The following is a 26,459-nucleotide window of genomic DNA, read 5'->3' on the forward strand; positions in this document are numbered from 1 at the left end:
GCGCCCTACGAATACCCCCACCCCTAACCCCTCCCCACAAGGGGGAGGGGGATTTCTGTCGGTGCCGACCTCAGACTCGCCTGACCTTATGGAAAATGTCGCGCGGCAGCATTCCCTCCCCCTTGTGGGGAGGGTTAGGGTGGGGGTCCCACTTCGTAAGAATCTTGTTTCCGATGACCCAAGCGCCGACACCGGGACAGCCACGATTATCGGCACGACGCGCTCGGCCGATAAATTCGAAGCGCTGCGGCAGGCCGGCATCGTCCCGCTGTTGTTCGATGGCGTCTTGACCGCTGAAATCGCAGAGGCGCTGGAGAGAACCACGCATCTGGTGATTTCGATCGCGCCCGATGCGGCCGGCGATCCAGTACTGGTCGCCGCCCGCGCGGCAATCGCCCGAATGCCCGCGCTGCAATGGATCGGCTATCTCTCCACGGTCGGCGTTTATGGCGATCATGGCGGGGCCTGGGTCGATGAAACGGCCGCCTGCCGCCCGGTCTCGAAGCGCTCGGTGATGCGGGCGGCCGCCGAGCAGGACTGGCTGCAACTGGGCAAGGAGATCAGTCGGCCCGTTGCGATCCTGCGGCTGTCCGGCATTTATGGTCCGGGCCGCAACGCGCTGGTCAATCTGGAAAACGGCACCGCTAGGCGGCTGGTCAAGCCGGACCAGGTGTTCAACCGCATCCATTGCGACGACATTGCCGGCGCGCTGTGGCAGCTGATCGAAGCCGGCAAAGGGGGCATCTTCAACGTCACCGACGACCTGCCGGCGTCGCCGCAGGATGTCGTCGCCTATGCCGCTTCGCTGATGGGTATCGAGCCGCCGCCCGAGATTCCCTTCGAGACCGCCCAACTTTCGCCCATGGCGCGGTCCTTCTATGGCGAGAACAAGCGCGTCGCCAATGCGGCGATCAAGGCGGCGGGCTATCGCTTTCGTTTTCCCGATTACCGCACCGCCTTCGACCATATGTGGGCAAGCGGCGACTGGCGCGACGGCGAGCCGCGCAGCCTGATGAAGGGCTAGGGCAATTCCAGGAAAAGTGTGAAAACGGTTTTCCGTCCGGAATTGCGCCAAGAGGTAGAGCGATCGAAACCCCGGGCGCGGCGTGCTATGATTCGGGCTTGGGATTGTGGTGGGATCCGGTTTCATGAAGACAGCGACGCGGTCGTCCCTGGGCAAAAAATCACTGCTGGCGGCTGCGTTTGGCTTGTTTGTCCTGACGGCCCTCGCCGTGAAACCGGCCTTCGCCGAGGAGCGCGCGAAAGACCTGTTCGGCGCCGAGAAACTGCCCACAGTGACCGCCCCGCAATCCTTCGGCTTCTATTCCAAGGGCTGCTTTGCCGGCGGCGTCGCGCTGCCCATGGACGGCATGCACTGGGAGGTGATGCGGCCGTCGCGCAACCGCCGCTGGGGCCATCCGGCGATGATCGCGCTGATCGAGAAATTGTCGCGCGACGCGGCGTCCGACGGCTGGCCGGGCCTGTTGATCGGCGACATTTCGCAGCCGCGCGGCGGCCCGATGCTGAGCGGCCATGCCTCGCACCAGATCGGCCTTGACGCCGACATCTGGCTGACGCCGATGCCGGACCGCAAGCTCACCACCAGCGAGCGCGAGAATATCAGCGCCACCTTGATGGTCGATGAAAAGACCCATCTGGTGAACGACGCGCTGTGGAAGCCGATGCATACGCGGCTTTTGAAGCGCGCCGCGAGCTACCCGGAGGTCGAGCGCATCCTGGTCAATCCGGGCATCAAGAAAAAGCTCTGCGACACCGTCACCGGCGACCGCTCCTGGCTGCGCAAGATCAGGCCGTTCTGGGGCCACGACTACCACTTCCACGTCCGCATCGGCTGCCAACCGGGCTCGCCCGCTTGCAAGGGGCAGGAAGCGGCCCCGGCCGACGACGGCTGCGGCAAGCCATTGGCCTGGTGGTTCACGCAGGAGCCATGGCGGCCCAACAAGAATCCGGACGCGCCGAAAGCCCGCGACCTGATGACGATGGCGAACCTGCCCAAGCAATGCCAATTCGTGCTCGACGCGCCGGGGCCGGAATCGGCCGAGGCGGCGACCTACCGTGGCGGGGCCCTCGCGGTCGCAGCACCTGAACCGGAAGCGCCTTCATCGCCCGCCACCACGGCCAGCGGCACGGCCGGCTTGTCAGGCGCGGTGAACGCTTTCACGACGCCCGAGGTCGGGGTGCCGGTGCCGCGCCCACGACCGCCCGCGAACTGATTGTCGCGTCGCTCAATCGGTTTAGGGTGCCGTTTTCCGCGAAAGAGTGGCTGTTTGGCCGCAGAAACTCTCTCAGCGCATTGCCGGGTTCGAAAACCGTTTCCCTTTTCAAACTCATGCGCTAGTCAACGAAGAACGGCGACACGCCGTCAGGAGGCGCCGGAGACGGACGAGAGCATGCCAAGCGTAAGCGATATCGACACGTCGTTGCGGTTTCCGATCCTGATCGGTGACATTGGCGGCACCAATGCGCGCTTCTCGATCGTGCTCGACGCCAATTCCGAGGCCGGCGAGCCGACGATCGTGCAGACCGCCAATTACAACACCATCGACGAGGCGATCCAGGCGGCGGTGCTGGACCGCTCATCCATTCGTCCGAATTCGGCGGTTCTGGCGGTGGCTGGCCCAGTCGACGGCGACGAGATCGAGCTCACCAACTGCCCGTGGATCGTCAAGCCGAGGCAGATGTTTTCGAGCCTCGGGCTGAGCGACATCGTCGTGCTCAATGATTTCGAGGCGCAGGCGCTGGCCGTCGTGGCGCTGGGCGAAGAGCATATGGAAAAGATCGGCGGCGGCACGCCGGAGCCAAATGCCGGACGCGTCGTTCTCGGTCCGGGAACCGGGCTCGGCGTTGCCGGCTTGGTCTACGCGCTGCACCATTGGATCCCGGTGCCGGGCGAGGGCGGCCACATGGACATCGGCCCGCGCTCACCCCGCGATTTCGAGGTGTTCCCGCATATCGAGAAGCTCGAGGGCCGCATTTCGGGCGAGCAGATACTGAGTGGGCGTGGCCTCGTCAATGCCTACCGGGCGGTGGCCAGGGCGGACGGCAAACCGACGCCCTTCACCACGCCGGCGGCGATCACGGCGGCGGCGCTGGCCAAGACCGATCCGGTCGCCGAGGAAGCGCTGTCGATGTTCGTCACCTGCCTCGGCCGCACGGCCGGCGATCTCGCAATGGTGTTCATGAGCCGCGGCGGCGTGTTCCTCACCGGCGGCATCGCACAGAAAATCGTGCCGGCGCTGAAGGCCGGCAATTTCCGCGCCGCCTTCGAGGACAAGGCGCCACACAGCGAATTGATGCGCTCCATGCCTGTCTATGTCATCACCCATCCGCTGGCGGCACTTCTCGGCCTTGCCGCCTATGCCAGGAACCCGTCGCTGTTCGGCGTTCAGACGGAGGGCCGGCGCTGGCAGGCCTAGTGGCATCGCCTCGAGAACGCGCTGCCCGCGACGAAGTTAATCAGCCGCGGGCATAGGCAAGCCGGCCGCATGGCGCTAAGAGGAGTGCCGAATTGCAGCCCGGCCCCAGGCGGAAACCACGAAGCTCCCGATTTGACTTTTCAAGCTCCAAACAAGCAGAAGGCCACGCCCGGTCAGGTCACAGCGGTGCTCCGCCGCATTCTCGCGGAAAACAGCCGTGACTACCGCTGGACCTATGCCATGGTCATCGCGTGCTCGCTGATCGTTTCGGGTACGACCGCCTTCACCGCCTGGATCATGGCCCCGATGGTCAACCAGATCTTCTACGAACGGCGTGGCGACGCGATCGTATGGATCTGCGCCGGCTTCATGGCGGCTTTCCTGCTGCGCGGCTTCGCCGGCTATGGCCAGGCGGTCGCGCTGGCCAAGATCGGCAACAATCTGGTGGCGCGCTATCAGAAGCGCATCTTCGATCATCTGATGAAGCTCGGTGTCGGCTTCTTCAACGACACGCGTTCAGGCCGGCTGGCGGCACAGGTCAACGAAAACGTCGGCGGCATCCGCGACCTGTTGTCGTTGACGCTGACATCCATCAGCCGTGACGCGGTCACGCTGGTCGGCCTTGTCGGCGTCATGGTCTATCAGGATCCGGTGCTGTCGCTCAGTTCGCTGCTGATCGGACCGCCGCTGATCTGGGCCGTTGTCTATCTCACCCGTCGCGTGCGGCGCATCACCCGGGAATCCGTGCTGATCAATTCCCGGCTGATCGGGGCCGTGCAGGAAGCCACGCAAGGTATCGCCATCGTCAAGGCTTTCACCATGGAGGACGCGCTTGCGCGCCACATCGGCGCCATGGCCGACACGGCCGAGCAGCGCAACAACAAGATCGCCCGCGTGTCTGAACGGCTGGCGCCGATCTCCGACATGCTTGCCGGCCTCGCCGTTACCTCCGTCATCGCCTATTCCGGTTACCGGGCACTCGTCCTTGGTCAGCCGCCGGGCGCGGTCTTCTCGTTCATCACCGCGCTGATCCTGGCCTATGATCCGGCGCGACGCCTGGCGCGCATGCAGGTCGGCATGGAGCGGGCGCTGGTCAATGCGCGCATGATCTACGAGCTGCTCGATCTCGAGCCGCAGCAGGGCGACGCGCCCGATGCAACCGAGGCGCATTTCACGACCGGCGAAGTGCGGTTCAACAACGTGTCCTTCCGCTATGTCGAGGACATGCCGGTGCTGCAGGACCTGAGCTTCGCCGCCGCCGCCGGCAAGATGACCGCCATCGTCGGCGCCTCCGGGGCCGGCAAGACGACCTTGGTGGCGCTGCTGCAGCGCTTCTACGATGTCGAGTCCGGCACGATCGAGATCGACGGCCAAAATATTTCCAAGGTCACCAAGCAGTCGCTGCGCGGTTCCATCGCCTATGTTTCGCAGGCGCCCTATCTGTTCGAAGGCACCATCCGCGACAACATCCGCTACGGCCGCCCCTCCGCGACCGATGCCGAGATCGAGGAGGCGGCGAAGCAGGCAGCGGCCGACGGGTTCATCCGCCAGCAGCCGCAAGGCTACGACACGCCGGTCGGCGAGAACGGCGCGACGCTCTCGGGCGGCCAGCGCCAGCGCGTGTCGATCGCCCGCGCCATCGTGCGGCAGGCGCCGATCCTGTTGCTCGACGAGGCGACATCGGCGCTCGACAACGAGGCCGAAGCCCGTGTCCAGCAGGCGCTGACCAAGGTCATGGAAGGGCGCACCACCATCGTCATCGCGCACCGCCTGTCGACGGTGGTCAATGCCGACCACATCATCGTGCTCGAACAGGGCCATTTGGTCGAAGAGGGCACGCACGCCTCGCTGATGGCCGATCCGCACAGCGTTTATGCCCGTTTCCACCGGATACAGGGCGTCAAGGGCCTAGGGCTTGTCGACGACAGCGCGCCGATCCAGACTTCGGTTCACGACATCGAAACCCAAAGCATCGCCGGGAGCACGGCATGAGCGAGACGTCAGCAAACGACAAGCCGGCAACCGATATGGGCCTTGTGGTGGTGGGTGCTGCCGGCCGCATGGGCCAGACGCTGATCCGCGCCATCCACACCATTCCGGGCGCCCGGGTCATCGGCGCGGTCGAGCGCGCGGATTCGCCTCATCTGGGCAAGGATGCCGGCGAACTCGCGGGCATCGGCCGCATCGACGTGGCGATCGGCAATGATCCGCTGCCGGTCTTCGCCAAGGCCGATGGCGTGCTCGATTTCACCACGCCGGCCTCGAGCGTCGAATTCGCCGGCTACGCGGCGCAGGCGCGCATCGTCCATGTCATCGGCACAACGGGATGTTCGGCCGACGACGACGCGAAAATCGCCGCGGCGGCGCGCCACGCGACGATCGTCAAGTCGGGCAATATGAGCCTCGGCGTCAATCTCCTGGCGGTGCTGGTCGAACAGGCGGCACGTGCACTCGACGGCGACGATTTCGACATCGAGATCCTCGAAATGCACCACAGGCACAAGGTCGACGCGCCCTCGGGCACCGCGCTGCTGCTGGGTGAGGCCGCCGCCGCCGGGCGCGGCGTGGCGCTGGCCGGCAATGATGTGCGTTCACGCGACGGCCACACAGGCGTGCGCAAGACCGGCACGATCGGCTTCGCCACGCTGCGCGGCGGCTCGGTGGTCGGCGACCACAGCGTGATCCTGGCCGGCACCGGCGAGCGCATCACGCTCGCCCACCATGCCGAGGACCGCGCCATCTTCGCCCGCGGCGCCGTCAAGGCGGCGTTGTGGGCGCGTGGCAAGAAGCCGGGATTGTATTCGATGCGGGACGTGCTTGGGCTCGCCTGAGACCGTCTAACCCCAAAACCAAAGGGAGCAAACATGTCGCGAACTCTCGTGCTCGTCCGCCACGGCCAGAGCGAATGGAACCTGAAGAACCTGTTCACCGGCTGGCGCGACGTCGATCTGACCGAGCAGGGCCATTCCGAAGCCAAGACCGCCGGTGAGAAGCTCAAGGCCCGAGGCCTGAAATTCGACATCGCCTTTACCTCGGCGCTGACCCGGGCGCAAAAAACCTGCCAGCACATTCTCGACGCCGTTGGCCAGAGCGATTTGGAGACCATCCGCGACCAGGCGCTCAATGAACGCGACTATGGCGACCTCTCCGGCCTCAACAAGGACGATGCCCGCAAGAAATGGGGCGAGGAGCAGGTGCATGTCTGGCGCCGCTCCTACGACGTGCCGCCGCCCGGCGGCGAGAGCCTGAAGGATACCGGCGCCCGCGTCTGGCCCTACTATCTGCACGATCTGCAGCCGCATGTGCTGCGCGGCGGCACCGTGCTGGTCGCCGCCCACGGCAATTCGCTGCGCGCGCTGATCATGGCGCTTGACGGCAAGTCCGGCGAGGAGATCGTCAAGCTGGAGCTCGGCACCGGCGTGCCGGTCATCTACACGCTCAACGCCGATTCGACCGTGGCTTCGAAGGAAGTGCTGGAGGGCTGAACCGGCAAGCCGCTGGCGGGTTTGAAAAAAGCGCGTTGACAGCAATCGCTTGCCCGCTTATTGAGCCCGCACCAGCCCAGATGGCGGAATTGGTAGACGCGCACGGTTCAGGTCCGTGTTCCGCAAGGAGTGGAGGTTCGAGTCCTCTTCTGGGCACCAAATTCCCGTTTCGAATCGTTCGACGGTTCAGAAACCCTAAGAGAAAACGACCGGTTCGCCGGGCTTTTTCTTTGTCTGAAGCATCGTTGCCGGACTGCCACCGACTGTCAGCGAACTGACAGGTCCCCTGTTCCAATGTTCGTCCGACCGCGATCACGGTCCGATCCTGCAATGCTCGCCGGCAATACTCGCCGCTGGTCGTTCAAGTACGGCCAAAGGGGCTCGGCACGACAAAGCTTTGACATGATCGCGGCTAGTTTGGAAACGATGCAAAAATCGGAAGGCTCGGATGAACCCCACCTACACAAACGCGCAGAAGGCCATGCATTGGGCGGTGTTTCTGCTGGTCATCGGCCTTTATGGCCTGACCTATGTGACGGACCTCTTTCCACGCGGCGATCCCGGCCGTGCGCTCGTCTGGTGGCTCCATATCTCGTTCGGAATGTTGCTGTTCGCGCTGGTGGTGATCCGCCTCGGCCTGCGCCTGGCACTGGGAACGCCCGGGTTGCCGGGGGAAATGTCAGAGCTGGAACGATGGGCGGCCAAGGTCGCGCACCTGCTGCTTTACGCGTTGCTGGTGGCCATTCCGGTCCTCGGCATCCTGCTCACCTGGTACAGGGGCGACGCCCTGAGCTTTTTCGGCCTCTTCACCGTTCCGGCTCCGGTTGCGCCCGACCGCGACACGGCCCGGTTCATAAGAGAGCTGCACAGCCTATGCGCCAACCTGATCCTCATCCTTGCCGGACTGCATGCGGCGGCGGCGCTGTGGCATCATTTCATCCGCGGGGACGATGTGCTCAAGCGCATGCTGCCGGAGACGGCGGGCTCCTGAGATGCGGCGTCAGTCCCGGGTGATTGTTCTTCGTCTGCGAATCGCGACGTTGGTTTCAAGTCTCCCCGATCTCGTCATCGCGGCGCGACGGCTTGGCGGCCAGCAACCAACCTCCCCTCCCGGCTAGGCGCTGAACAAACCGCTTCAAACCGTCCGGGCGAGGCGCTACGCTCGCAGCCATGTCGCAAGCCACCAACCCGATCTTCTCGACCCGTCGCGATCAGGCGTTCCCGACGCTGGCCGAGGCCGACATCGATCGCATGCGCCGGTTCGGCGAGGCCAGCGCCTATGCCGCCGGCGAGCACATCATCAAGGCAGGCGACGTGGCGCCCGGCCTGATCGTCGTCCTGTCGGGCAGCGTTGACATCACCCAGGATGGCGGGCTCGGCCGGCGCGAAACGCTCATCACCCACGGTCCAGGCAGCTTCGTCGGCGAGTTGGCGCAGCTTTCGGCCCGCCCCTCGCTTGTCAATGCCGAGGCCGCCGAGCCGGTCGAGGCGTTCGTCATCCCCTCGCGGAGGCTGCGCGATCTGATAGTACAGGAGGCCAGTCTCGGCGAGCGCATCATGCGGGCGCTGATCCTGCGCCGTGTCGGACTGCTCGAAAGCGCCACCAGCGGGCCCATCATCATCGGACCGCTCGACAATGCCGACGTGTTGCGGCTGCAAGGCTTCCTGGCCCGCAGCGGCCAGCCGCACCGGGTGCTGGATTCCGGCAGCGACCCCTGCGCGAAAACCCTGGTCGAGCGCTTCAACGTCGATCCGCATCATCTGCCGGTGGTGCTGTGTCCGAACGGCAGGCTGCTGCTCAACCCCGGCGAGAAGGACCTCGCCCGCTGCATCGGCCTGGTCAGGCCGATCGATGCCGATACAGTGTATGACGTGGCCATTGTCGGCGCCGGGCCGGCCGGGCTGGCCGCGGCGGTCTACGCGGCGTCCGAAGGGCTGTCGACAATCGTGCTCGATTGCCGTGCCTTCGGCGGCCAGGCCGGCGCCTCCTCGCGCATCGAGAACTATCTCGGCTTCCCGACCGGCATTACGGGCATGGCGCTGATGGCGCGTGCCTACAATCAGGCGCAGAAGTTCGGCGTCGAAATGGGGATCCCCGACGAGGCCAAGCTGCTGAGCGCCGCACCCGACATGTCGGGTGCCCGTTACCTGCTCGACGTCGGCGACGGCGAGACCGTGCGGACGCGCAGCGTGGTGATCGCCAGCGGCGCGCGCTACCGCCGCCTCGATGTCGCCAACCTGTCGCGGTTCGAGGGAACGTCCGTGCACTATTGGGCCTCGCCCATCGAAGTACGGCTTTGCGCCGGCCAGGAGGTGGCGCTGGTCGGCGCCGGCAATTCGGCTGGGCAGGCGGCCGTCTACCTGGCCAGCCATGCGCGCAAAGTGGTGCTGCTGGCGCGGGGCGGCAGCCTCGATGCCAGCATGTCGCGCTACCTGATCGAGCGCATCAAGGCGCAGCCGAATATCGAGGTGCTGACCGAGACCGAAATCGAGGCGCTGGAGGGCGAGGAGGGCAATCTTGCCACCGTGCGTTGGCGCAATCGCGTCAGCGGCGAGGGAACGACGCGCCCGATCCGCCATCTCTTCCTGTTCATCGGCGCCGACCCGAACACCGACTGGCTCGCACAATGCAATGTGGCGCTGGACGCCAAGGGGTTCATTCGCACCGGGTCGGAGCTTGGAACGGCGCACGGCCTGATGGAGACCAGCCGCAGCGGGGTGTTCGCCATCGGTGACGTGCGCTGCGGCTCGGTCAAGCGCGTCGCGGCGGCTGTCGGCGAGGGCGCCCAGGTGGTCGCGGCCTTGCATGCTTATCTGGCGCAGGACGGTAGCCTCGCCACGGAGAGCAATTTCAGGGAAAGTGCGTAACGGTTTCCCGGGAAAATCGCGCAGCGCTTTCCCTGGGGAATTTGCGCAAAAGAAATAGTTGAGCCCAACTGGCCAGGAGAATGTGATGGCGGATGAATGCAGACATGCGGCTGGGATCAGGGACGTGACGCCGAGCGCACTCGGTTGCGAGGAGTGCCTGAAGAGCGGATCGTGGTGGGTGCATCTGCGGCTGTGCCGAACCTGCGGCCATGTCGGCTGCTGCGACGACTCGCCCAACCGCCACGCCACCAAGCATTTTCACGCCACCAGTCACCCCGTCATCGAGGGCTATGATCCGCCCGAGGGCTGGGGATGGTGCTTTGTCGACGAGATCTTTCTCGACCTCGGCGACCGCACCACGCCGCAGAACGGACCGATCCCGCGGTTTTACTGAAGTTTCGAAGAGCCAGGAAAAAGCGGTTCGGCCTGATTTATCGCACCGAGCTGGTGACGGTGCGGTCGACGTCGGGAACGGATTTGCGGTCGTTGCCGGCAAGGGCCGCGATGAGGAGCAGGCTGGCCACGACGGGGACGAACAGGACGGCGATTCGGGCCTGGACATGAAGAATGGCGCGCCATTCGTTGCGCTTTTCGGGGCTGTTGCTCATCATACTCACTTTGTCATGCCCCCCAAGGCGTCACATAACCGTGAACGGTTAAGTAACTCCTTCCGGCCTTGTTAACCGGCTGGAGTTCGGCCCGGTCTCAGCCCAGCCCGATCCGCCTCGCGCCTTGCCGGAACAGCGCTTCCGCGTCGGGCTCGAAACGGAACGTCCCGATAAAATCCTCGCTCGAATAGTGCGGCAATGTCTTGCGGATTGCGGCGGCGAAGCCGCGCGCCTCGTCGAGCCGGCCGGCCAGCGCCAGGCAGTGCGCGGCGATCGCCAGGATGATGGCGTGCGCATTGGGCCGCGCCGCCGCCTTCAGCGCCCATTCGGCCGCTTCCTCGAACTGGCCGAGCCGGACATGCGCCATGGCTCTTGCCCCCAGCATGCCGAACAGAAGAGGGTCGAAGGGGCTCAGATGGCGCGAATGGTCGGAGGAGCCGATCGCCGCCCGCGGATCGCCCGACTGCGAGTGGACGAAGGACAACGCATAATGGCCAAGCGCGAAATTGGGGCTGAGATCCACCGCCCGTTGCAGTTCGACGAGCGATCCGTCCTGCGCGCCGCGCAGCCATAGCGCTCGCCCCATGGCCCAGTGCGCGGCCGGATTGGGGTCGTCTACCAGCAGGCTGTGGCCGGCGCTCTCGAAGGCCAGCGCGCTCTCCCGGTCGCGGTCGCCCCAGCGCTGGAAGGCGTTCTGCCAGTGGGTGAAGGACAGGCCGGCATAGGCGCGGGCAAAGGTCGGGTCCAGTTGCAGCGCCCGGGCGAAGAAATGCCGCGCCTGCTCGTTTTCAGCCTGGGTGAAGCGGTACATGTGCCAGAGGCCGCGATGATAGGCTTCCCACGCATTGAGCGAATTGGGCGCCTTCAGCATGGCGCGGTTGCGCTCGACCGTTTCGATCTCGGCCGATATCGACGAGACGATGCTGTCGCCGATGTCGTCCAGCACCGCGAAGATGTCGTCGGGCCGGCGCTCGAATGTCTCGGCCCAGACGATCCTGGCCGTGCGCACCTCGACGAGCTCGACGCCGACGATCACCCGGCCGGCCAGGCCGCGCACCGTGCCGGTGGCGACATAGTCGACATTCAGTTTTCTGCCGGCCTCCTCGGGAGCAATGGCCTTCTCGGCCAGCGCGAACACCGATCCGCGCGCGATGACGAAGAAATCCCTGAGCTTGGCGAGGCGGGTGATGATGTCGTGTGTCAAACCATCGGCCAGTCCGCCGCGCGCGCCGCTTTCCTCGGCAAACGGCATGACCGCCAACGACGCATGGCTTGGTTCGACAGGGCCGGCTTCATTCGCCGTGGCGACCAGCTGCGACAGCGCGGGCAGCAAGGCCGGCTGCCGTTGCTCCGAAGCACTTGCCCCTTCATCGCGGATCGCCCGCCACGCCGCGCGAAGCGGTGCGAAATCCAGTTGCTCCGACCGGAACAGCTGTTCGGTCGCCGCCAGGTGCTGCTCGGCCGCGCCGATCTCGCCGCGCCGGACCATGCTGGCCAGCAAAGTCACATGGGCGCGCCCGTCGAACGGCGCCAGTTCCACCCACCGGTCGAGATGGCCGATCGTCTCGTCGCAATCCGGCGGCAGGTTTTCGACGAGCTGTTCCAGCACCGCCGCGTGGCAGGAGTTGAAGCGGCGGCGCTGGGCGATCAGCCAGCTGTTGAAAAGCGGGCTGCGCTCGAGTTCCAGGCCGTCGAGCAAATCGCCGGCGAAGAGCCCGGCCAGCGCTCGCAGCCGCTCCGCATCAAGCGTGCCGATTCCTTGCGCCGTGGCGCGGCTGATCTCCAGCGCGTCGACCAGGCAACCGTCCAGATCGAGCGCGACCATATCGCCCTGCGTAGAGACCCGGCGCCGCTCCGGCGCGTCGAGCACACCGCGCAGCTTGCTCAGGCACCAGCGCAGCTCGCCGCGCGGATCGTTGGGCACATCCCAGAACAGCTCGCACAGGCGGCTGCGCCCGACCGGATGCGGCGCCAGCACCAGATAGACCAGCAGCGCCCGCAGTTTGCGCGATGCCGGCAGTGCCACCGGCACGCCGTTGCGGGAGATCGTCAGCGATCCGAGCAGGCGCACGGACAGGCCCGGCATGTCGCCGTCCTGCCTCGACGGGGCGGATTCCACGTGCGTTTCCACGCCTGCTCCCACGCTGGCTTGTCGGCCTCTTGTGTATCACCGAAACCGACAAGGCGCATCCGAAGGCGGGTTTCTCCGCTGCTGCCCCATTGCCGCATCGCTGGCACGTCAGTCCTAGCGTGGCAAGGTCTCGAAACCTCGCCGCCCAAACCGCCGGTCTGTAACCGGCCCGTGAAATTGAAGACGATCACGATCAAGGAGATCAAAGATGTTGAATAGGCAAAAGATCAGGACCACCGCCGGACGCGGCAGGCTGTTCGACAGCATCCTGGATACGGTCGGCGACACGCCGGTGGTGCGCATCAACAACCTCGCACCGGCGCACGCGACGATCTACGTGAAGGCCGAGTTCTTCAACCCGGGCGCCTCGGTGAAGGACCGGCTGGCGCTCAACATCATCGAGGAGGGCGAACGCAGCGGCGCGCTCAAGCCGGGCCAGACGGTCGTCGAGGCGACCAGCGGCAACACCGGCATCGGGCTTGCCATGGTGTGCGCGCAGAAGGGTTATCCGTTGGTCGTCACCATGGCCGACAGTTTCTCGGTCGAACGCCGCAAGCTGATGCGCATACTGGGCGCCAAGGTGGTGCTGACGCCGCGCGCCGAAAAAGGTTTCGGCATGTACAAGAAGGCGGTCGAACTGGCCGAGGCCAATGGCTGGTTCCTCGCCCGCCAGTTTGAAACCGCCGCCAATGCAGCCATCCACGAGGCGACGACGGCGCGCGAGATCGTCAATGATTTCGCCGGGTCGCGGCTCGACTGCTTCGTCACCGGCTATGGCACCGGCGGCACCGTCGTCGGTGTGGCGCGCGTGCTGCGCCGCGAGCGGCCGGACACCCGCATCGTGCTCTCGGAGCCGGCCAATGCGCAGCTGATCGGCAGCGGCAAGGCGCAGCAGCGCGGCGCCGATGGCGCCCCCGCCGCCAGTCATCCGGCTTTCGAGCCACATCCGATCCAGGGCTGGACGCCGGATTTCATCCCCAACGTGCTGCAGGAAGCGATCGACGCCAGCCTCTATGACGAGGTGATCCCGATCGCCGGCCCCGAAGGCATCAAATGGGCCAGGGCATTGGCGCGGAAGGAAGGCATCTTCACCGGCATTTCCGGCGGTGCCACTTTCGCCGTGGCGCGGCAAGTCGCGGAGAAGGCGCCGGCCGGGTCGGTGATCCTGTGCATGCTGCCCGACACCGGCGAACGCTATATGTCGACGCCGCTCTTCGACGGCATCGAGGCTGAGATGGACGCTGAGGAGACGGCGCTGTCCCGCTCGACGCCCGGCTGCCAGTTCCCGGCCGCTTGACAGGAGGACCGGTCATGGATGGCGCGCGGGAATCGCTCGAAATGCTGGACGAGGAGACGCTCGATCCTTCCGACTGGGCCGATGCGCACGCCCTGTCGCACCGGATCATTGACGACGCCGTCGATTATCTGCGCGACGTGCGCGATCGCCCGGTCTGGCGGGAGATGCCGGCGGATGTGCGAGAGGTCTTCGCGGCAAGCCTGCCGCGATCGCCGGCGCCGCTGGCCGCTGTCTATGACGCGGTCTCCCGCACCGTGATGTCCTACCCGATGGGCAACATCCACCCGCGCTTCTGGTCTTGGTACATGGGCTCGAGCAATCTCGCCGGCGCGCTCGGCGACTTCCTGGCGGCGGTCCAGGGCTCCAACCTTGGCGGTGGCAACCATGCCGCCGCGCTGATGGACAGCCAGGTGGTCGACTGGTGCAAGCAGATGCTGGGCTTTCCCGCATCCGCCTCCGGCACGCTGGTCAGCGGCGGCTCGATGGCCAACATCATCGGGCTGACCGTGGCGCGCAACACCAAGGCCGGCATCGATGTGCGCGAGCACGGCGTCGCGGCAATCGAGAAGCCGCTGCGTTTCTACGGCTCGGACCAGATCCATTCCTGCCACCGCAAGGCGATGGAAGCGCTCGGCCTCGGCAATCGGGCATTGCGCCGAGTTCCGACTGACTCGAGCTTGCGCATCGACGTCGATGCCTTGCGCGCGGCGATCGCCGAGGACCGCGGGGCAGGCTTCATGCCGGCCTGCGTTATCGGCAATGCCGGCACGGTGAACACAGGCGCGATCGACAACCTGCGCACGCTTGCCAAGCTGGCGCATGAGGAAGGCCTCTGGTTCCATGTCGACGGCTGCATCGGCGCGCTGATTGCCATTGCGCCGCAAAACGCGCATCTGGTCGCGGGCATCGAATGGGCGGATTCTGTCGCGCTCGATCCGCACAAATGGCTGCATGCGCCGTTCGAGGTCGGCTGCGCGCTGGTCAGGGATGCCGCCGCGCATCGCAAGACATTCGCGGTGACGCCCGAATATCTTGAATCGACGCCGCGGGGCCTAGCCTCCGGCGAATGGCTGCACGATTACGGCCTGCAGACGACGCGCGGCTTTCGTGCGCTGAAAGTGTGGATGGCGCTGAAGGAGCACGGTGCCGACAAGTTCGGCCGCCTGATCGATCAGAACATCGCGCAGGCCTTCTATCTCGCCGGGCTGATCGAGGCCGAGCCGCTGCTGGAGCTGGCCATGCCGCCGACCATCAACATCGTCTGCTTCCGCTATCAGCCAGGGATCGCCGGCGAGCCGCTGAAAGCGCTCAATACCGAGATCATGCTGCGGCTGCAGGAACAGGGCATTGCGGCACTCTCCGACACCACAGTGCATGGCGAGCATTGGCTGCGCGTCGCGATCGCCAACCACCGCACCCGGCGTGACGATCTCGATCTTCTGGTCAGGGAAACGGTGAGGCTGGGGCGGGGGATCGCGGCGGAAGGGTCATCCGGGGATTAGCTCCAAAACGAGAGCGACAGGCATGGGCGGCCATGCGATTCTGCGGCGGTGATTCGGGAGATCCGACCGTGACGCTCTTTCGTATGGCCGTGCTCGCGGCATTGGTCTTGGCCACCCCGGCCGAAGCCGCCGACATGGCCTTCTTCGTCAAGAATCTGCGCGAGCAAGCGGTTGCCGTCGAATTGTTCAGCCGGGACCGTGAGACGGTCTGGCCGGGCAACGACAAGGTGTTCCTGATCGATCCAGGCTCCCGGAAATCGATGCCGATCTCATGCAATCAGGGCGAGCGCATCTGCTATGGCGCCTGGGTCGACGGCAACGACCGGATCTCTGCCGGCGTCGGGCCGGATAACGACCAGCCTTGCGACAATTGCTGCTTCATCTGCGTCGAACATTCGACCGAAACCATCGACCTGGTGCCATAGGGAGCAGGCCAGGACCTGTCGGACCCAAATTAAGTCGGGGGTCGAAACACCAGCCCCACTTTCGCGACTCAACACAGCGTGCCATGGTCGCGTCGCGGCCGGGTGGGCCGCTTATCCAGGGGGTTACCATGTTCTACGCCTACGCGCGCCGCACCTTGGCCGCGCTTTCACTTGCCATGCTGATCACGCCGTCGGCCCATGCCGGCGATGTCACCTTTGCCATCAAGAACAGCCATCCCAATGCCATGCGCGTCGAGCTCTACAGCCAGGACCGCGACTATGTCTGGCCGGGCAACGGCAAGGATTTCTATCTTGACGATGGCGAGACCAAGTCGCTGCCGATATCCTGCAACGAGGGTGAATCGATCTGTTACGGCGCCTGGGTCGATGGCGACGAAGGCACCTATTGGGGCGTCGGTCCCGGCAACAAGGAAAAATGCGAGGATTGCTGCTACACCTGCAGCGGCGGCGAAACCGAGGAGATCAACCTGGTCCCCTGACCGGTTTGCCAGCTTGACGGTTTTCCCGTTCCAGCCATAGCTTGCCCAAACACCCAATGCGCGCCGCGTCTGTCGTTCGGACGCGACGTGCTCCAGGCAAGGGAGCCCAGCGATGGCCGGCATGGTCGAAAGCGACAAGATCGATGTCGGGTTTTCCGGCAAGCGCTGCATCCATTCGCGCAACTGCGTGCTCGGCGATCCGCATGTCTTCGTGCCCAATGCGCCGGGCCAATGGATCCATCCCGAGGCCGCCAGCGTCGAGAAGATCGTCGCCATCGCCGAAAACTGTCCCTCCGGCGCCATCACATACAGCAGGAAGGACGGCGGGCCGCAGGAACAGCCGCCCGTGGTCAACACGGCGCGCATCCGTGAAAACGGCCCGCTTGCCGTTCACGCCGAAATCGTGCTCGACGGCGAGACGTTCCATCGCGCCACGCTCTGCCGCTGCGGCGCGTCGGAAAACAAGCCATTCTGCGACGGCAGTCACACCAAGGCAGGTTTCACGGCCACCGGCGAGCCGGCGCTGAAGGACACGCCGGCCCTCGAAGCGCGGAATGGGCCACTGAAGGTTACGCCGACGACCAATGGCCCGGTCAAGCTAGAGGGCAATCTCGAAATCGTCACCGGCACCGGCCACACAATCGACCGCACGAGGGTTGCCTTCCTCTGCCGCTGCGGCCATTCCGCCAACAAGCCGTTTTGCGATGGCAGCCACAAGAAGGTGGGATTTATCGGCTGAGCCTGAGGGGGAGATGTCGCCGAAGGCGACAGAGGGGGTCGGTGCGCGTGAAGCGCTAACCTCTTCTTTCGCCGCGAAGAGGGCGCCGCGTCAGGTCGGACCGACCCCCTCTGGCCTACCGGCCATCTCCCCCTCAAGGGGGGAGAATACGCTCTCCACCGACTGGCCCATCGCTCCCGCCTTTATCCTCCGGGCCGTATCGGCTAAGGGCTTCGCAGCAGAATTCCTCGTGTCCGGACCGCCACCAGAAATGACCGCCAAACCCAAACCCAAACCTCTCTTCCTCGGGATCGACACCGGCGGCACCTATACCGATGCCGTGCTGTGGTCTGAAACCGAAGGTCCGCAAGCGGGGCCCAACAAGGGGAAGGCGCTGGCCAAGGCCAAGGCGCTGACCACGCGGCATGATCTGGCCGTCGGCATTTCCGGCGCCGTCGACGCGGTGCTGCAGAAGGCCGGCACCGATCCGACCGCCATCAAGCTGGTCTCGATGTCGACGACGCTCGCCACCAATGCGCTGGTCGAGGGCCAGGGCGGCCGCGTCGCGCTGGTCATGATCGGCTTTTCCGAAGCCGACCTTGCCCGCGATGGGCTGAAGACGGCGCTTGGCACCGACCCGGTGGTGTTTTGTCCAGGCGGCCATGACGTCCACGGCAATGCCGCCAAGCTCGATCTGTCCGGGCTGGAGGCCGCCTTGCCGGAACTCGGCGTTTCAGTGTCCGGCTTTGCCGTCTGCGCCTATTTCGCCACCCGCAATCCGGCGCACGAGGTCGCCGCCCGTGACCTGATCCGCGAGAAGACCGGCCTGCCGGTTACCGCCAGCCACGAACTGTCGGCCAAGCTTGGCGGCCCGCGCCGGGCGCTGACGACACTGCTCAACGCCAGGCTGATCTCGATGATCGACCGGCTGGTGGCGGCAACCGAGGGCTTTCTCGATCAACGCGGTATCGCCGCCCCTCTGATGGTGGTGCGCGGCGATGGCGCGCTGGTCTCGGCGGCATTCGCCCGCCAGCGGCCGATCGAGACCATACTCTCCGGCCCGGCCGCCAGCCTGGTCGGCGCCCGCCACATGACCGGGCTCGACAATGCCATGGTGTCCGACATTGGCGGCACCACCACCGACGTGGCCGTCCTCGACAAAGGCCGGCCCAGGCTTGATCCGGAAGGCGCCACCGTCGGCGGCTTCCGCACCATGGTCGAGGCCGTCGCCATGCGCACCTTCGGCCTTGGCGGCGATTCCGAAGTGACGCTGGAGGACGGCGCGCTCAACCCGAAGGTCCTGCTCGGGCCGCGCCGCCTGGTGCCGCTGGCGCTTGCCGGCATGGCGCATGGCGAAGCGGTCAAATCGGAGCTCGAACGCCAGCTGCGCGCGCCCAACACCGGCCGCATGGATGGCCGCTTTGCCGTCCGCACCGGCGTGCCGGACAGGCTTGCCGCAGGCCTGACCGCCCCGGAAGCACGGCTATACGAGGCGATCGGCGCGACGCCGCTTGCCCTCGACCGGCTGCTGACGTCGAATGCCCAGAACGCCACCTTGAACCGGCTGGTGTCGCGCGGGCTGGTGCATATTTGCGGCTTCACCCCGTCGGACGCGGCACATGTGCTTGGCAAGCAGGCAAACTGGGATGCCGCCACCGCCCGCCTCGGCGCCGAACTGTTCGCCCGCAGGCGCGACGGCCGTGGCCAGCCCATCGCAGCCTCGCCGGAAGCGATCTCGGAGCGGGTGCTGGTGACGCTGACGCGCTGGTCGGCCGAATACATCCTCGAAACCGCCTTTGCCGAGGACGGGCTCGACGGCGCCGCGACCGTGGCGCATGCGCTGGTCCAGCGCGCGGTCGACGCGCACCCCGGCATCGCTCGCCTCACCGTCGCGCTCGACCGCCCGGTCATCGGGCTGGGCGCCTCCGCACCGCTGCATTATGCCGGCCTCGCGCCCTTGGTCGGCAATGATTGCGTGGTGCCTGAGGACACCGATGTCGCCAACGCGCTCGGCGCCGTGGTCGGCCAGGTCAGGGTTTCGGCCGAGGCGCGGGTCAGCCAGCCCAAGGAAGGGCTGTTCCGTCTTGCCTCCGGGGAAACCGTGCGCGACTTCCTCGACGAGGCGGCGGCGATCGCGGCGGCCGAGGCCGATGTGCGGGCGATCGTCGCCCAGCGGGCCCGGGATGCAGGCACCGACAGCGCCGAGATCGATGTCGCGACCGAGTTTCGCGTCTCGACCGTCGAAGCCCAGCGCATGTTCATCGAGGCGCATGTGGTGGCGGTGGCCTCGGGCAGGCCGAGGATCGCGGTGTAATCTCCCCCCTCGAGGGGGAGATGTCGCCGAAGGCGACAGAGGGGGTCGCCGCGCGTGGAGCGCTGACCTAGATGAGCCGCAGGACGTCGGCGTCCAATCGATCCGACCCCCTCTGGCCTGCCGGCCATCTCCCCCTCAAGGGGGGAGATACGCGGCTTCGCGGCGGCAAAATGCGGGACCTTCACCCTTAGCCGAATTGACCCTTGCGCCCTGACATGCCAAAGGCCGGCCAAGCCTTTCGCCTGGAGAAAGCCCTGATGACCGATCGCGTCGAAATCGCCGGATTGCGGATTGCCCGCGAGCTTCACGACTTTGTCGCCAACGAAGCACTGCCGGGAACCGGCATCGATGCGGACACGTTCTGGAACGGCTTCTCGGCCATCGTCCACGATCTCGCGCCGAAGAACCGGGCGCTGCTGGCAAAACGCGACGCCATGCAGGAGAAACTCGACGGCTGGTATCGCGACAATGGCGCACCCGTCGACATGGAAACCTACAAGGCCTTCCTGAAGGGGATCGGCTATCTCGTTCCCGAAGGGCCGGCCTTCAGCGTGTCGACGGAAAATGTCGATCCTGAAATCGCTGTCGTCGCCGGGCCGCAGCTGGTCGTGCCGGTGATGAACGCGCGCTATGCGCTGAACGCCGCCAATGCGCGCTGGGGCTCGCTCTACGACGCGCTCTACGGCACCGACGCCATTCCTGAAACGGATGGCGCGCAGAAGGGCAAGGGCTTCAACCCGGCGCGGGGCGCCAAGGTCATTGCCTGGGCCAAGGATTTCCTCAACCAGTCCGTGCCCCTGACCTCGGGCAAATGGGCCGGCGTCAACGGATTGTCGGTGGCGAACGGCGCGCTGAAGCTGGGCGAAGGCGCCGGCTCCACCACGCTCGCCGACCCGAAACAATTCGTTGGCTATCGCGGCGATGCCGCCAATCCGCAAGCCGTGCTGCTGGTGAAAAATGGACTGCATATCGAGATCGTGATCGACCGCGACAACCAGATCGGCCGCACCGATCCGGCCGGCATCGCCGATGTCATCCTGGAATCGGCACTGACCACCATCCAGGACTGCGAGGATTCGGTCGCTGCCGTGGATGCGCAGGACAAGGTCGTCGTCTACCGCAACTGGCTCGGCCTGATGAAGGGCGACCTGGCTGAGGAGATCACCAAGGGCGGCAAGACTTTTACCCGCAAGCTCAATCCCGACCGCGTCTACACCGCGCCCGCCGGCGGTACCCTGACCTTGCCCGGCCGCTCGCTGATGCTGATCAGGAATGTCGGCCATCTGATGACCAATCCTGCGATCCTGGACCGCGACGGCAACGAGGTGCCGGAAGGCATCATGGACGCGGCCGTCACAGCGCTGATCGCATTGCACGATGTCGGGCCGAAGGGCCGCCGCGCCAATTCCCGCGCCGGCTCGATGTATGTGGTGAAGCCGAAGATGCACGGGCCGGAGGAAGTCGCCTTCGCCGTCGAGATTTTCGACCGGGTGGAAGCCTTGCTCGGCATGCCAAGGAACACCATCAAGATGGGCATCATGGACGAGGAGCGGCGCACCACCGTCAACCTCAAGGAGGCGATCCGCGCGGCAAAAGACCGTGTCGTCTTCATCAACACCGGTTTCCTCGACCGCACCGGCGACGAGATCCACACCTCGATGGAAGCCGGCCCGATGATCCGCAAGGGCGACATGAAACAGGCCGCCTGGATATCCGCCTACGAAGCCTGGAATGTCGACATCGGGCTCGAATGCGGGCTGGCCGGCCACGCCCAGATCGGCAAGGGCATGTGGGCGATGCCGGATCTGATGGCCGCCATGCTGGTCGAGAAGATCGCCCACCCCAAGGCCGGCGCCAACACCGCCTGGGTGCCGTCACCGACGGCGGCCACGCTGCATGCCACGCACTACCACAAGGTCGATGTGCACGCCGTGCAGGCGGCGCTGAAAAACCGGCCGAAGGCCAAGCTCGACGACATCCTGTCGGTGCCGGTCGCCGTACGGCCCAACTGGACGCCCGACGAGATTCAGCGCGAGCTCGACAACAATGCGCAAGGCATTCTGGGCTATGTCGTGCGCTGGGTCGACCAGGGCGTCGGCTGCTCCAAGGTGCCTGACATCAACGATGTCGGCTTGATGGAAGACCGCGCCACGTTGCGCATCTCTTCCCAGCACATCGCCAACTGGCTGCGCCACAAAGTGTGCTCGCAAATCCAGGTGATGGATTCCCTGCAGCGCATGGCGGCCATCGTCGACCGCCAGAATGTCGGCGATCCATTCTACCAGCCGATGGCGCCGGATTTCGACGATTCCATCGCCTTCCAGGCAGCCTGTGATCTCGTGTTCAAGGGCACCAGCCAGCCCAATGGCTACACCGAGCCGGTGTTGCATGCACGCCGGCTGGAATTGAAGGCGAAGGGGCGGGCCTGAGAGGATCGGGCGGGCGGGAGCTTCGGCGTCCCCCCTGGAGGCGGCCCGAAGGGCCGGGTGGGTCGTGTGTGAAGTGCGCCGGCTCACGTGCTCCGAACTCATGCGATAAGAAGTCTCTCGGCCAGATGGATGCGGCCGTGGGTCTCGCTGGCGTCGAGAGCGCGCCATCGCTGACTACATTACCGAACCGTAATGCTCCAGCAAGGCTTCCGACAAGTCGCCGCGTCATAGTGTTCAAGGGCGATCGGGGCCTGAAGCGGAGGAATATCATGACCAGAAGACTTGTTTCTGCAGCGATCATCGCGGTGTTCGCAGCGGCACCGGCCTTTGCGGCGACAGAGTATTTTGTGGCTCAAAAGGTAAGCGACAAGACGTGTTCCGTCGCCACTACCAAGCCCGACGGCAAGACAGTGATGATGGTCGGTAAGACGTCCTACAAGACCGAGGCCGCAGCGACCGCCGCGATGAAGGCCGCCATGGAGTGCAAGAAGAAATAAGGATTTCGCGATTTTGCGGAATGGCGGGCCTGCTGGCCACTCAAGCGCCCGCCATCATTCCTGAAATTATATGAAGCGATGAAGAAATCTATTCTCGGCGCTCGGCGTGGCATTGCCTTGGTGGTCACGATACCGGTGCTCGAAGCCAACGCCGCGGCCGCTGCGTCGACCAGCGCTGGCCCGGCTGGCGTGGAAAAGGCCGCCGCAAAGAAGCACAAGAAACACAGGAGGTATAAGGCCGCGACCGGAACCTATTGATCCCGGCCGTCATCACCGCAGCCGACGACCATACTGGGTCCGCTCGCGCCGAAGGGTCGGAGCGCAGTCAGCGGCGGTATCGCAGGCCCTTGCGCCACCTGCTCCGAACTCATGCGACGGAAAATCGCCTCGGCCAGATGACGGCCGGCACTTCGATCCACGCGCTCGGCGCCGAGAGATCGAACTCGCCGATCGCATAGGTCCGCATCAGCCAAGAAGTTGGCCGGCCGTTGCGCCTGTCACAGCACATTCATTGTATCAGCGTAACCTAATGGAACGTCGGGTTTCGACCGCTATGCAGGAAGCGCCATGCCTGTTTCCCCCGAATATGATGCCGGTTGCTCCAAAACCTCCGTGGAATTGTCGGAGGGCTTCGAGGGCTGGTTTGCCCGCGTATGCGAGGGCGGCCAGGAAACGTTCCATGAATTCAGGCGCGAGCGCGATGCGATTGCCTTCGCACACACCCAACGCATGCGCCTCGGGTTGCCCTGTCCGCCACTGGAGCGCACGGCATACGGCTCCGGTAAGGCAATCAGAAAGATCAACCAGATAGCAGATGTGCTGAGAACCAATAGGTTCGGTCGGCTCCTCCAGTTGTTGGCGCTATCACTAAGCGAACCAATTCGGTCGCAAAGGCTCCGGCATCGCGTCGCGAGCGATGCAAGGCAGGCCTTGTCCAAGCTCAAGGCGGCAACGCGAAGTCGTGGCTTGTTTATCGATTGCGGATCAAACATCGGCCAAGGGTATAAATTCTTTTCCCGGTACTACACGCCCGACCACTTTGACTACATTCTTGTCGAGCCAAACAAGAATTGCCTGGAGTACCTTCATGGTTTGCGCTCGGAAAACGGAGCCATGGAGATCGTGGCCAAGGCTGCGAGCGTGAAAGATGGCTATGCCGAACTGCTCGGTCCCCCGCCAGAGCACTCGGACCCTACCTACGAAGGCTGCTCTATAATTCCCGGCCACAACGGAAGCTTGTATCAGTCGCAGCGATTTGCGCCGGAGCTTGTCGAAACGTTTTCGCTGTCACGGATGATCCAAGCCAAGCGTAGCCTTTACGAAGTGGTCGTTCTCAAACTCGATGTCGAAGGGGCGGAGTACGAGATTCTGGACGACATGATCCGGTCGGGGCTGCATCGTGATCTCCATGCCGCTTATGTCGAGTTCCATTCCCCCTACATGAGGAACTCGGAAGGACGAAGGACCGCTGCCATGGAACGCGAAATTGTCCGTGAGTTCCTGGAGGCCGGCACGCCTATAAGCAGATGGGTATAGCGTCCGCTATCGGAGTGTACTTGTTCCGCGGATCCGCCCCGGCCTCAACATGAGGATCAATTCCAGTCCGGAGTTTCTCGACGCCCGCTTGCCTGACGTGGAACAGGGTTCAGGGGTTGACCTGAATGGCCACCCGACAGGATTCGAACCCGCAGCTTCTGCCTTGCGAGGGAGTGGGCGACAACTGTCATCTTTGCGTCACTGCGTCACCGTTATATTAGCAATGTCTTGATGAGCCCGTCATCGGCGCCGGAATCCAGGTATGAGGCGGAGCATAGACATCGGCGATGAGGTGACGCTGACGGCGACTATCTTGATGGTGCGTCGGAGTGGTCGAGCGTGTGTGAGCATTCCAAGCTACAACCTCCCAATTGCCATTGAGCCTCCGAGGAAAGCCAAGCCCGGCGAAAAGGTGGCGATAACGGGATACGTGACGCGCGTTGATGATGAGGCAGGTAAGGTGACAGTCAAGATTACCGCTCGGGTCATGGTCGAGATCGACACCGCAACGGCCCAAAGGAAATCGTACCCATCCGAGCGACAGAAACCGGTTCGCGACAGGTGGGAATGAAACCCACAGGGGGCCGAGACCGCACAGATCCTGCGCCACCTTGGCGCGGGGGAGCACGCAATAGGGCTGCCAATCCTGGGGAAGCGTTGTTTTCCGACACGCGCGCGTGGGGGGAGATGGGTTCCAAACGGAATATGTCGAATCATTTTTCCGACGATCCTATAGTCGCCGACGATATCGCATATAGGGTCTCGAAGGCGCTCGAGAGCGGCACAATTCAACGATTTCACAGGGTGGGCAGATCGCCCCGAATTGCAGAAGCAAGATGCAGAATCGGCACGGTTCCTGGCTCAGCCTGTCAAGATCGTGAGCGACTTCGCCGCCGCCCTCCTTCCCGCCCTTCTGCTTCTTGGATTCTGTTCGTAACGTTGAGCCGGCCTTCTGTCCGGACCCTGGCAGGATACGCCGTCCTCACGGCGCTGGTTGGGGCCGCTATATGGGCTGGCGTTCGCAACTACCCCTGGTATCTTCTGAAACGGCTTTTCTCACGCCGCCAGCGGGACATCTCAACGATTGAGGCCCGGGAGGCAAATACGGTCTTCAATTCCTTCAATGTGGACGGATCTGTGTTCCAACGGCCACTTGCTACGCCGCCTGCGCCATCCGCTCTGAACTCATGCGATAGGAAATCGCCTCGGCCAGATGGATGCGACCGACGGTTTCGCTGGCGTCGAGATCGGCCAATGTCCGTGCCACTTTCAGCACGCGGTGATAGGCCCGCGCGGAAAAGGCGAGTTTTTCGCTGGCATCCTTGAGCAGCGACAGGCCTGCGGCATCCGGCATGGCGATTTCCTCGATGACCGCCGGCGCGCAATGGGCGTTGGTGGTGGCGCGGGTGGCGCCGAGCCGCTCGAAGCGTTCGCGCTGCAGTGCGCGGGCACGGGCCACGCGCAGCGCCACATCGGCACTCTTCTCCGCGCGGTCCGGCCGGATCAGGTCGCTGGCCGAAACGGCCGGCACTTCGATCCTGAGATCGATGCGGTCGAGCAGCGGACCGGAAATGCGCGCCTGGTAGTCGGTGCGGCAGCGTTCGCCGCGCAGGCAGCGATAGCCGGGTTCGCCGGCCATGCCGCAGCGGCATGGGTTCATCGCCGCCACCAGCTGGATGCGCGCCGGATAGGTGACGCGATGGTTGGCGCGCGCGATCATGCAGTCGCCGGTCTCCAGCGGCTGGCGCAGCGCGTCGAGCGTCTGCGGCGTGAATTCGGGAAATTCGTCGAGGAACAGCACGCCGTGATGCGCGAGCGACACTTCGCCGGGCCGCGCCCGCAACCCGCCGCCGACCATCGCCGCCATCGAGGCCGAATGATGCGGGGCGCGGAACGGCCGCCGGTCGGTCAGCTTGCCTTCGCCGAGCTCGCCCGCCACCGAGGCGATCATCGAGACTTCCAAAAGTTCCTTCGGCGCCAGCGGCGGCAGAATCGACGGCAGCCGCTGCGCCAGCATCGATTTGCCCGAGCCCGGCGGGCCGACCATCAGGAGGTTGTGGCCTCCGGCGGCCGCGACCTCAAGCGCCCGCTTGGCCGTCTCCTGGCCCTTGATGTCGGCGAGGTCGGGCAGGTCGCGGGCCGAGGCGTGGATGCCGGCTTCGGGCCGCGACAGCACCTGCGTGCCGCGGAAATGGTTGGCGATCGCGATCAGGCTGCGCGGCGCCAATATGTCGAAATCCGCGCCGGCCCAGGCGGCTTCCGGTCCGCAGGCGAACGGGCAGATCAGGCCCTTGCCTTCGGCGTTGGCGCCAATCGCTGCCGGCAAGGCACCGGCGACGGCGGCAATCGTGCCGTCGAGCGACAATTCGCCGAGAACGACGTAGCCGGCCAGCATGTCGCCCGGAATGGCGCCGAGAGCCGCCATCAGGCCGAGCGCGATCGGCAGATCGTAGTGGCTGCCTTCCTTCGGCAGGTCGGCGGGCGCGAGATTGACCGTCACCTTCTTCGACGGCATCGACAGGCCCGACGCATGAAGCGCCGCCTGCACCCGCTCGCGGCTTTCGGCCACCGCCTTGTCCGGCAAGCCGACGATCTGGATTGTGAAGCGATTTAATTCCCAACAGACCGCCCGCGCAGCAGTGGCCACCACATACTGGCATTGGCATTGAGGCTGATTGAGCGGTGCCTAATGTTAGCGGCGAGACCATTAAG

21 protein-coding genes, 1 tRNA gene and 1 pseudogene are annotated in these 26,459 nt (G+C 65.0%); 20 read left to right on the forward strand and 3 right to left on the reverse strand.

Annotation, left to right across the window (positions count from 1 at the left end; genetic code table 11):
• The first annotated feature begins 139 nt into the window (after positions 1-139).
• The 10 genes from FJ958_RS06285 (at position 140) to FJ958_RS06330 (ending at position 10,184) form a co-directional block, all read left to right on the forward strand.
• On the forward strand, positions 140-1,024 hold the full coding sequence (locus FJ958_RS06285; RefSeq protein ID WP_246679511.1) for an SDR family oxidoreductase: 885 nt from the start codon (positions 140-142) through the stop codon (positions 1,022-1,024).
• Between the two features lie 124 nt (positions 1,025-1,148).
• The gene (gene mepA / locus FJ958_RS06290; RefSeq protein WP_140740744.1) at positions 1,149-2,234 is read left to right on the forward strand and encodes a penicillin-insensitive murein endopeptidase; all 1,086 of its coding nucleotides are present in this window, start codon (positions 1,149-1,151) and stop codon (positions 2,232-2,234) included.
• A 177-nt stretch (positions 2,235-2,411) separates the two neighbouring features.
• Complete coding sequence (locus FJ958_RS06295; RefSeq protein ID WP_140740746.1) at positions 2,412-3,437, forward strand: glucokinase; 1,026 nt, start codon at positions 2,412-2,414, stop codon at positions 3,435-3,437.
• 132 nt (positions 3,438-3,569) lie between these two features.
• The gene (locus FJ958_RS06300; RefSeq protein WP_140740747.1) at positions 3,570-5,429 is read left to right on the forward strand and encodes an ABC transporter ATP-binding protein; all 1,860 of its coding nucleotides are present in this window, start codon (positions 3,570-3,572) and stop codon (positions 5,427-5,429) included.
• A complete protein-coding gene (gene dapB / locus FJ958_RS06305) occupies positions 5,426-6,268 on the forward strand; it encodes a 4-hydroxy-tetrahydrodipicolinate reductase (protein WP_140740749.1) in 843 nt (280 codons plus the stop codon). Before FJ958_RS06300 ends, dapB begins: the two co-directional genes overlap by 4 nt.
• 33 nt (positions 6,269-6,301) lie before the next feature.
• Entirely contained in the window at positions 6,302-6,922 is a 621-nt protein-coding gene (locus FJ958_RS06310) for a 2,3-bisphosphoglycerate-dependent phosphoglycerate mutase (RefSeq protein WP_140740751.1), read from the forward strand.
• A 74-nt stretch (positions 6,923-6,996) separates the two neighbouring features.
• Positions 6,997-7,081: transfer RNA gene (locus tag FJ958_RS06315), tRNA-Leu, on the forward strand.
• Between the two features lie 289 nt (positions 7,082-7,370).
• Positions 7,371-7,913 (forward strand): cytochrome b, encoded by a 543-nt coding sequence (locus tag FJ958_RS06320; protein ID WP_140740753.1) that lies wholly within the window; start codon positions 7,371-7,373, stop codon positions 7,911-7,913.
• A 179-nt stretch (positions 7,914-8,092) separates the two neighbouring features.
• Positions 8,093-9,790, forward strand: coding sequence for a cyclic nucleotide-binding domain-containing thioredoxin-disulfide reductase (locus FJ958_RS06325; RefSeq protein ID WP_140740755.1), 1,698 nt, complete (start codon positions 8,093-8,095; stop codon positions 9,788-9,790).
• A gap of 85 nt (positions 9,791-9,875) precedes the next feature.
• Positions 9,876-10,184, forward strand: coding sequence for a UBP-type zinc finger domain-containing protein (locus FJ958_RS06330; RefSeq protein ID WP_140740757.1), 309 nt, complete (start codon positions 9,876-9,878; stop codon positions 10,182-10,184).
• Positions 10,185-10,221: 37 nt separating this feature from the next.
• Here the strand turns inward: FJ958_RS06330 and FJ958_RS06335 are convergent, their stop codons facing one another.
• Complete coding sequence (locus FJ958_RS06335; protein ID WP_181176298.1) at positions 10,222-10,398, reverse strand: hypothetical protein; 177 nt, start codon at positions 10,396-10,398, stop codon at positions 10,222-10,224.
• A gap of 97 nt (positions 10,399-10,495) precedes the next feature.
• Positions 10,496-12,484 (reverse strand): BTAD domain-containing putative transcriptional regulator, encoded by a 1,989-nt coding sequence (locus FJ958_RS06340; protein ID WP_140740822.1) that lies wholly within the window; start codon positions 12,482-12,484, stop codon positions 10,496-10,498.
• A 253-nt stretch (positions 12,485-12,737) separates the two neighbouring features.
• Here FJ958_RS06340 and cysK point away from each other — a divergent pair, with 253 nt between their 5' ends.
• From cysK to FJ958_RS06390, 10 genes are all read left to right on the forward strand, one after another.
• On the forward strand, positions 12,738-13,826 hold the full coding sequence (cysK, locus tag FJ958_RS06345) for a cysteine synthase A (protein WP_140740760.1): 1,089 nt from the start codon (positions 12,738-12,740) through the stop codon (positions 13,824-13,826).
• Positions 13,827-13,840: 14 nt separating this feature from the next.
• A complete protein-coding gene (locus FJ958_RS06350) occupies positions 13,841-15,328 on the forward strand; it encodes an aspartate aminotransferase family protein (RefSeq protein WP_140740762.1) in 1,488 nt (495 codons plus the stop codon).
• Between the two features lie 68 nt (positions 15,329-15,396).
• Entirely contained in the window at positions 15,397-15,753 is a 357-nt protein-coding gene (locus FJ958_RS06355; protein WP_140740764.1) for a hypothetical protein, read from the forward strand.
• A 128-nt stretch (positions 15,754-15,881) separates the two neighbouring features.
• A complete protein-coding gene (locus tag FJ958_RS06360; RefSeq protein WP_140740766.1) occupies positions 15,882-16,253 on the forward strand; it encodes a hypothetical protein in 372 nt (123 codons plus the stop codon).
• Positions 16,254-16,365: 112 nt separating this feature from the next.
• Positions 16,366-16,992 (forward strand): CDGSH iron-sulfur domain-containing protein, encoded by a 627-nt coding sequence (locus FJ958_RS06365; RefSeq protein WP_140740768.1) that lies wholly within the window; start codon positions 16,366-16,368, stop codon positions 16,990-16,992.
• A 250-nt stretch (positions 16,993-17,242) separates the two neighbouring features.
• The gene (locus FJ958_RS06370; protein ID WP_140740770.1) at positions 17,243-19,285 is read left to right on the forward strand and encodes a hydantoinase/oxoprolinase family protein; all 2,043 of its coding nucleotides are present in this window, start codon (positions 17,243-17,245) and stop codon (positions 19,283-19,285) included.
• A 257-nt stretch (positions 19,286-19,542) separates the two neighbouring features.
• Positions 19,543-21,714: a malate synthase G gene (locus tag FJ958_RS06375; protein ID WP_140740772.1), complete on the forward strand. Its 2,172-nt coding sequence runs from the start codon at positions 19,543-19,545 to the stop codon at positions 21,712-21,714.
• 269 nt (positions 21,715-21,983) lie between these two features.
• Positions 21,984-22,211 (forward strand): hypothetical protein, encoded by a 228-nt coding sequence (locus tag FJ958_RS06380; RefSeq protein ID WP_246676979.1) that lies wholly within the window; start codon positions 21,984-21,986, stop codon positions 22,209-22,211.
• Positions 22,212-22,289: 78 nt separating this feature from the next.
• Positions 22,290-22,469 (forward strand): hypothetical protein, encoded by a 180-nt coding sequence (locus tag FJ958_RS06385; protein WP_140740774.1) that lies wholly within the window; start codon positions 22,290-22,292, stop codon positions 22,467-22,469.
• Between the two features lie 309 nt (positions 22,470-22,778).
• The gene (locus FJ958_RS06390) at positions 22,779-23,747 is read left to right on the forward strand and encodes an FkbM family methyltransferase (protein WP_246679512.1); all 969 of its coding nucleotides are present in this window, start codon (positions 22,779-22,781) and stop codon (positions 23,745-23,747) included.
• Between the two features lie 1,156 nt (positions 23,748-24,903).
• Here FJ958_RS06390 and FJ958_RS06395 read toward each other — a convergent pair.
• Positions 24,904-26,346, reverse strand: a pseudogene (locus FJ958_RS06395) (YifB family Mg chelatase-like AAA ATPase); the annotation flags it as partial.
• Between the last annotated feature and the right edge of the window lie 113 nt (positions 26,347-26,459).

It is taken from the genome of Mesorhizobium sp. B2-3-5, from assembly GCF_006442395.1.
Classification (GTDB): domain Bacteria; phylum Pseudomonadota; class Alphaproteobacteria; order Rhizobiales; family Rhizobiaceae; genus Mesorhizobium.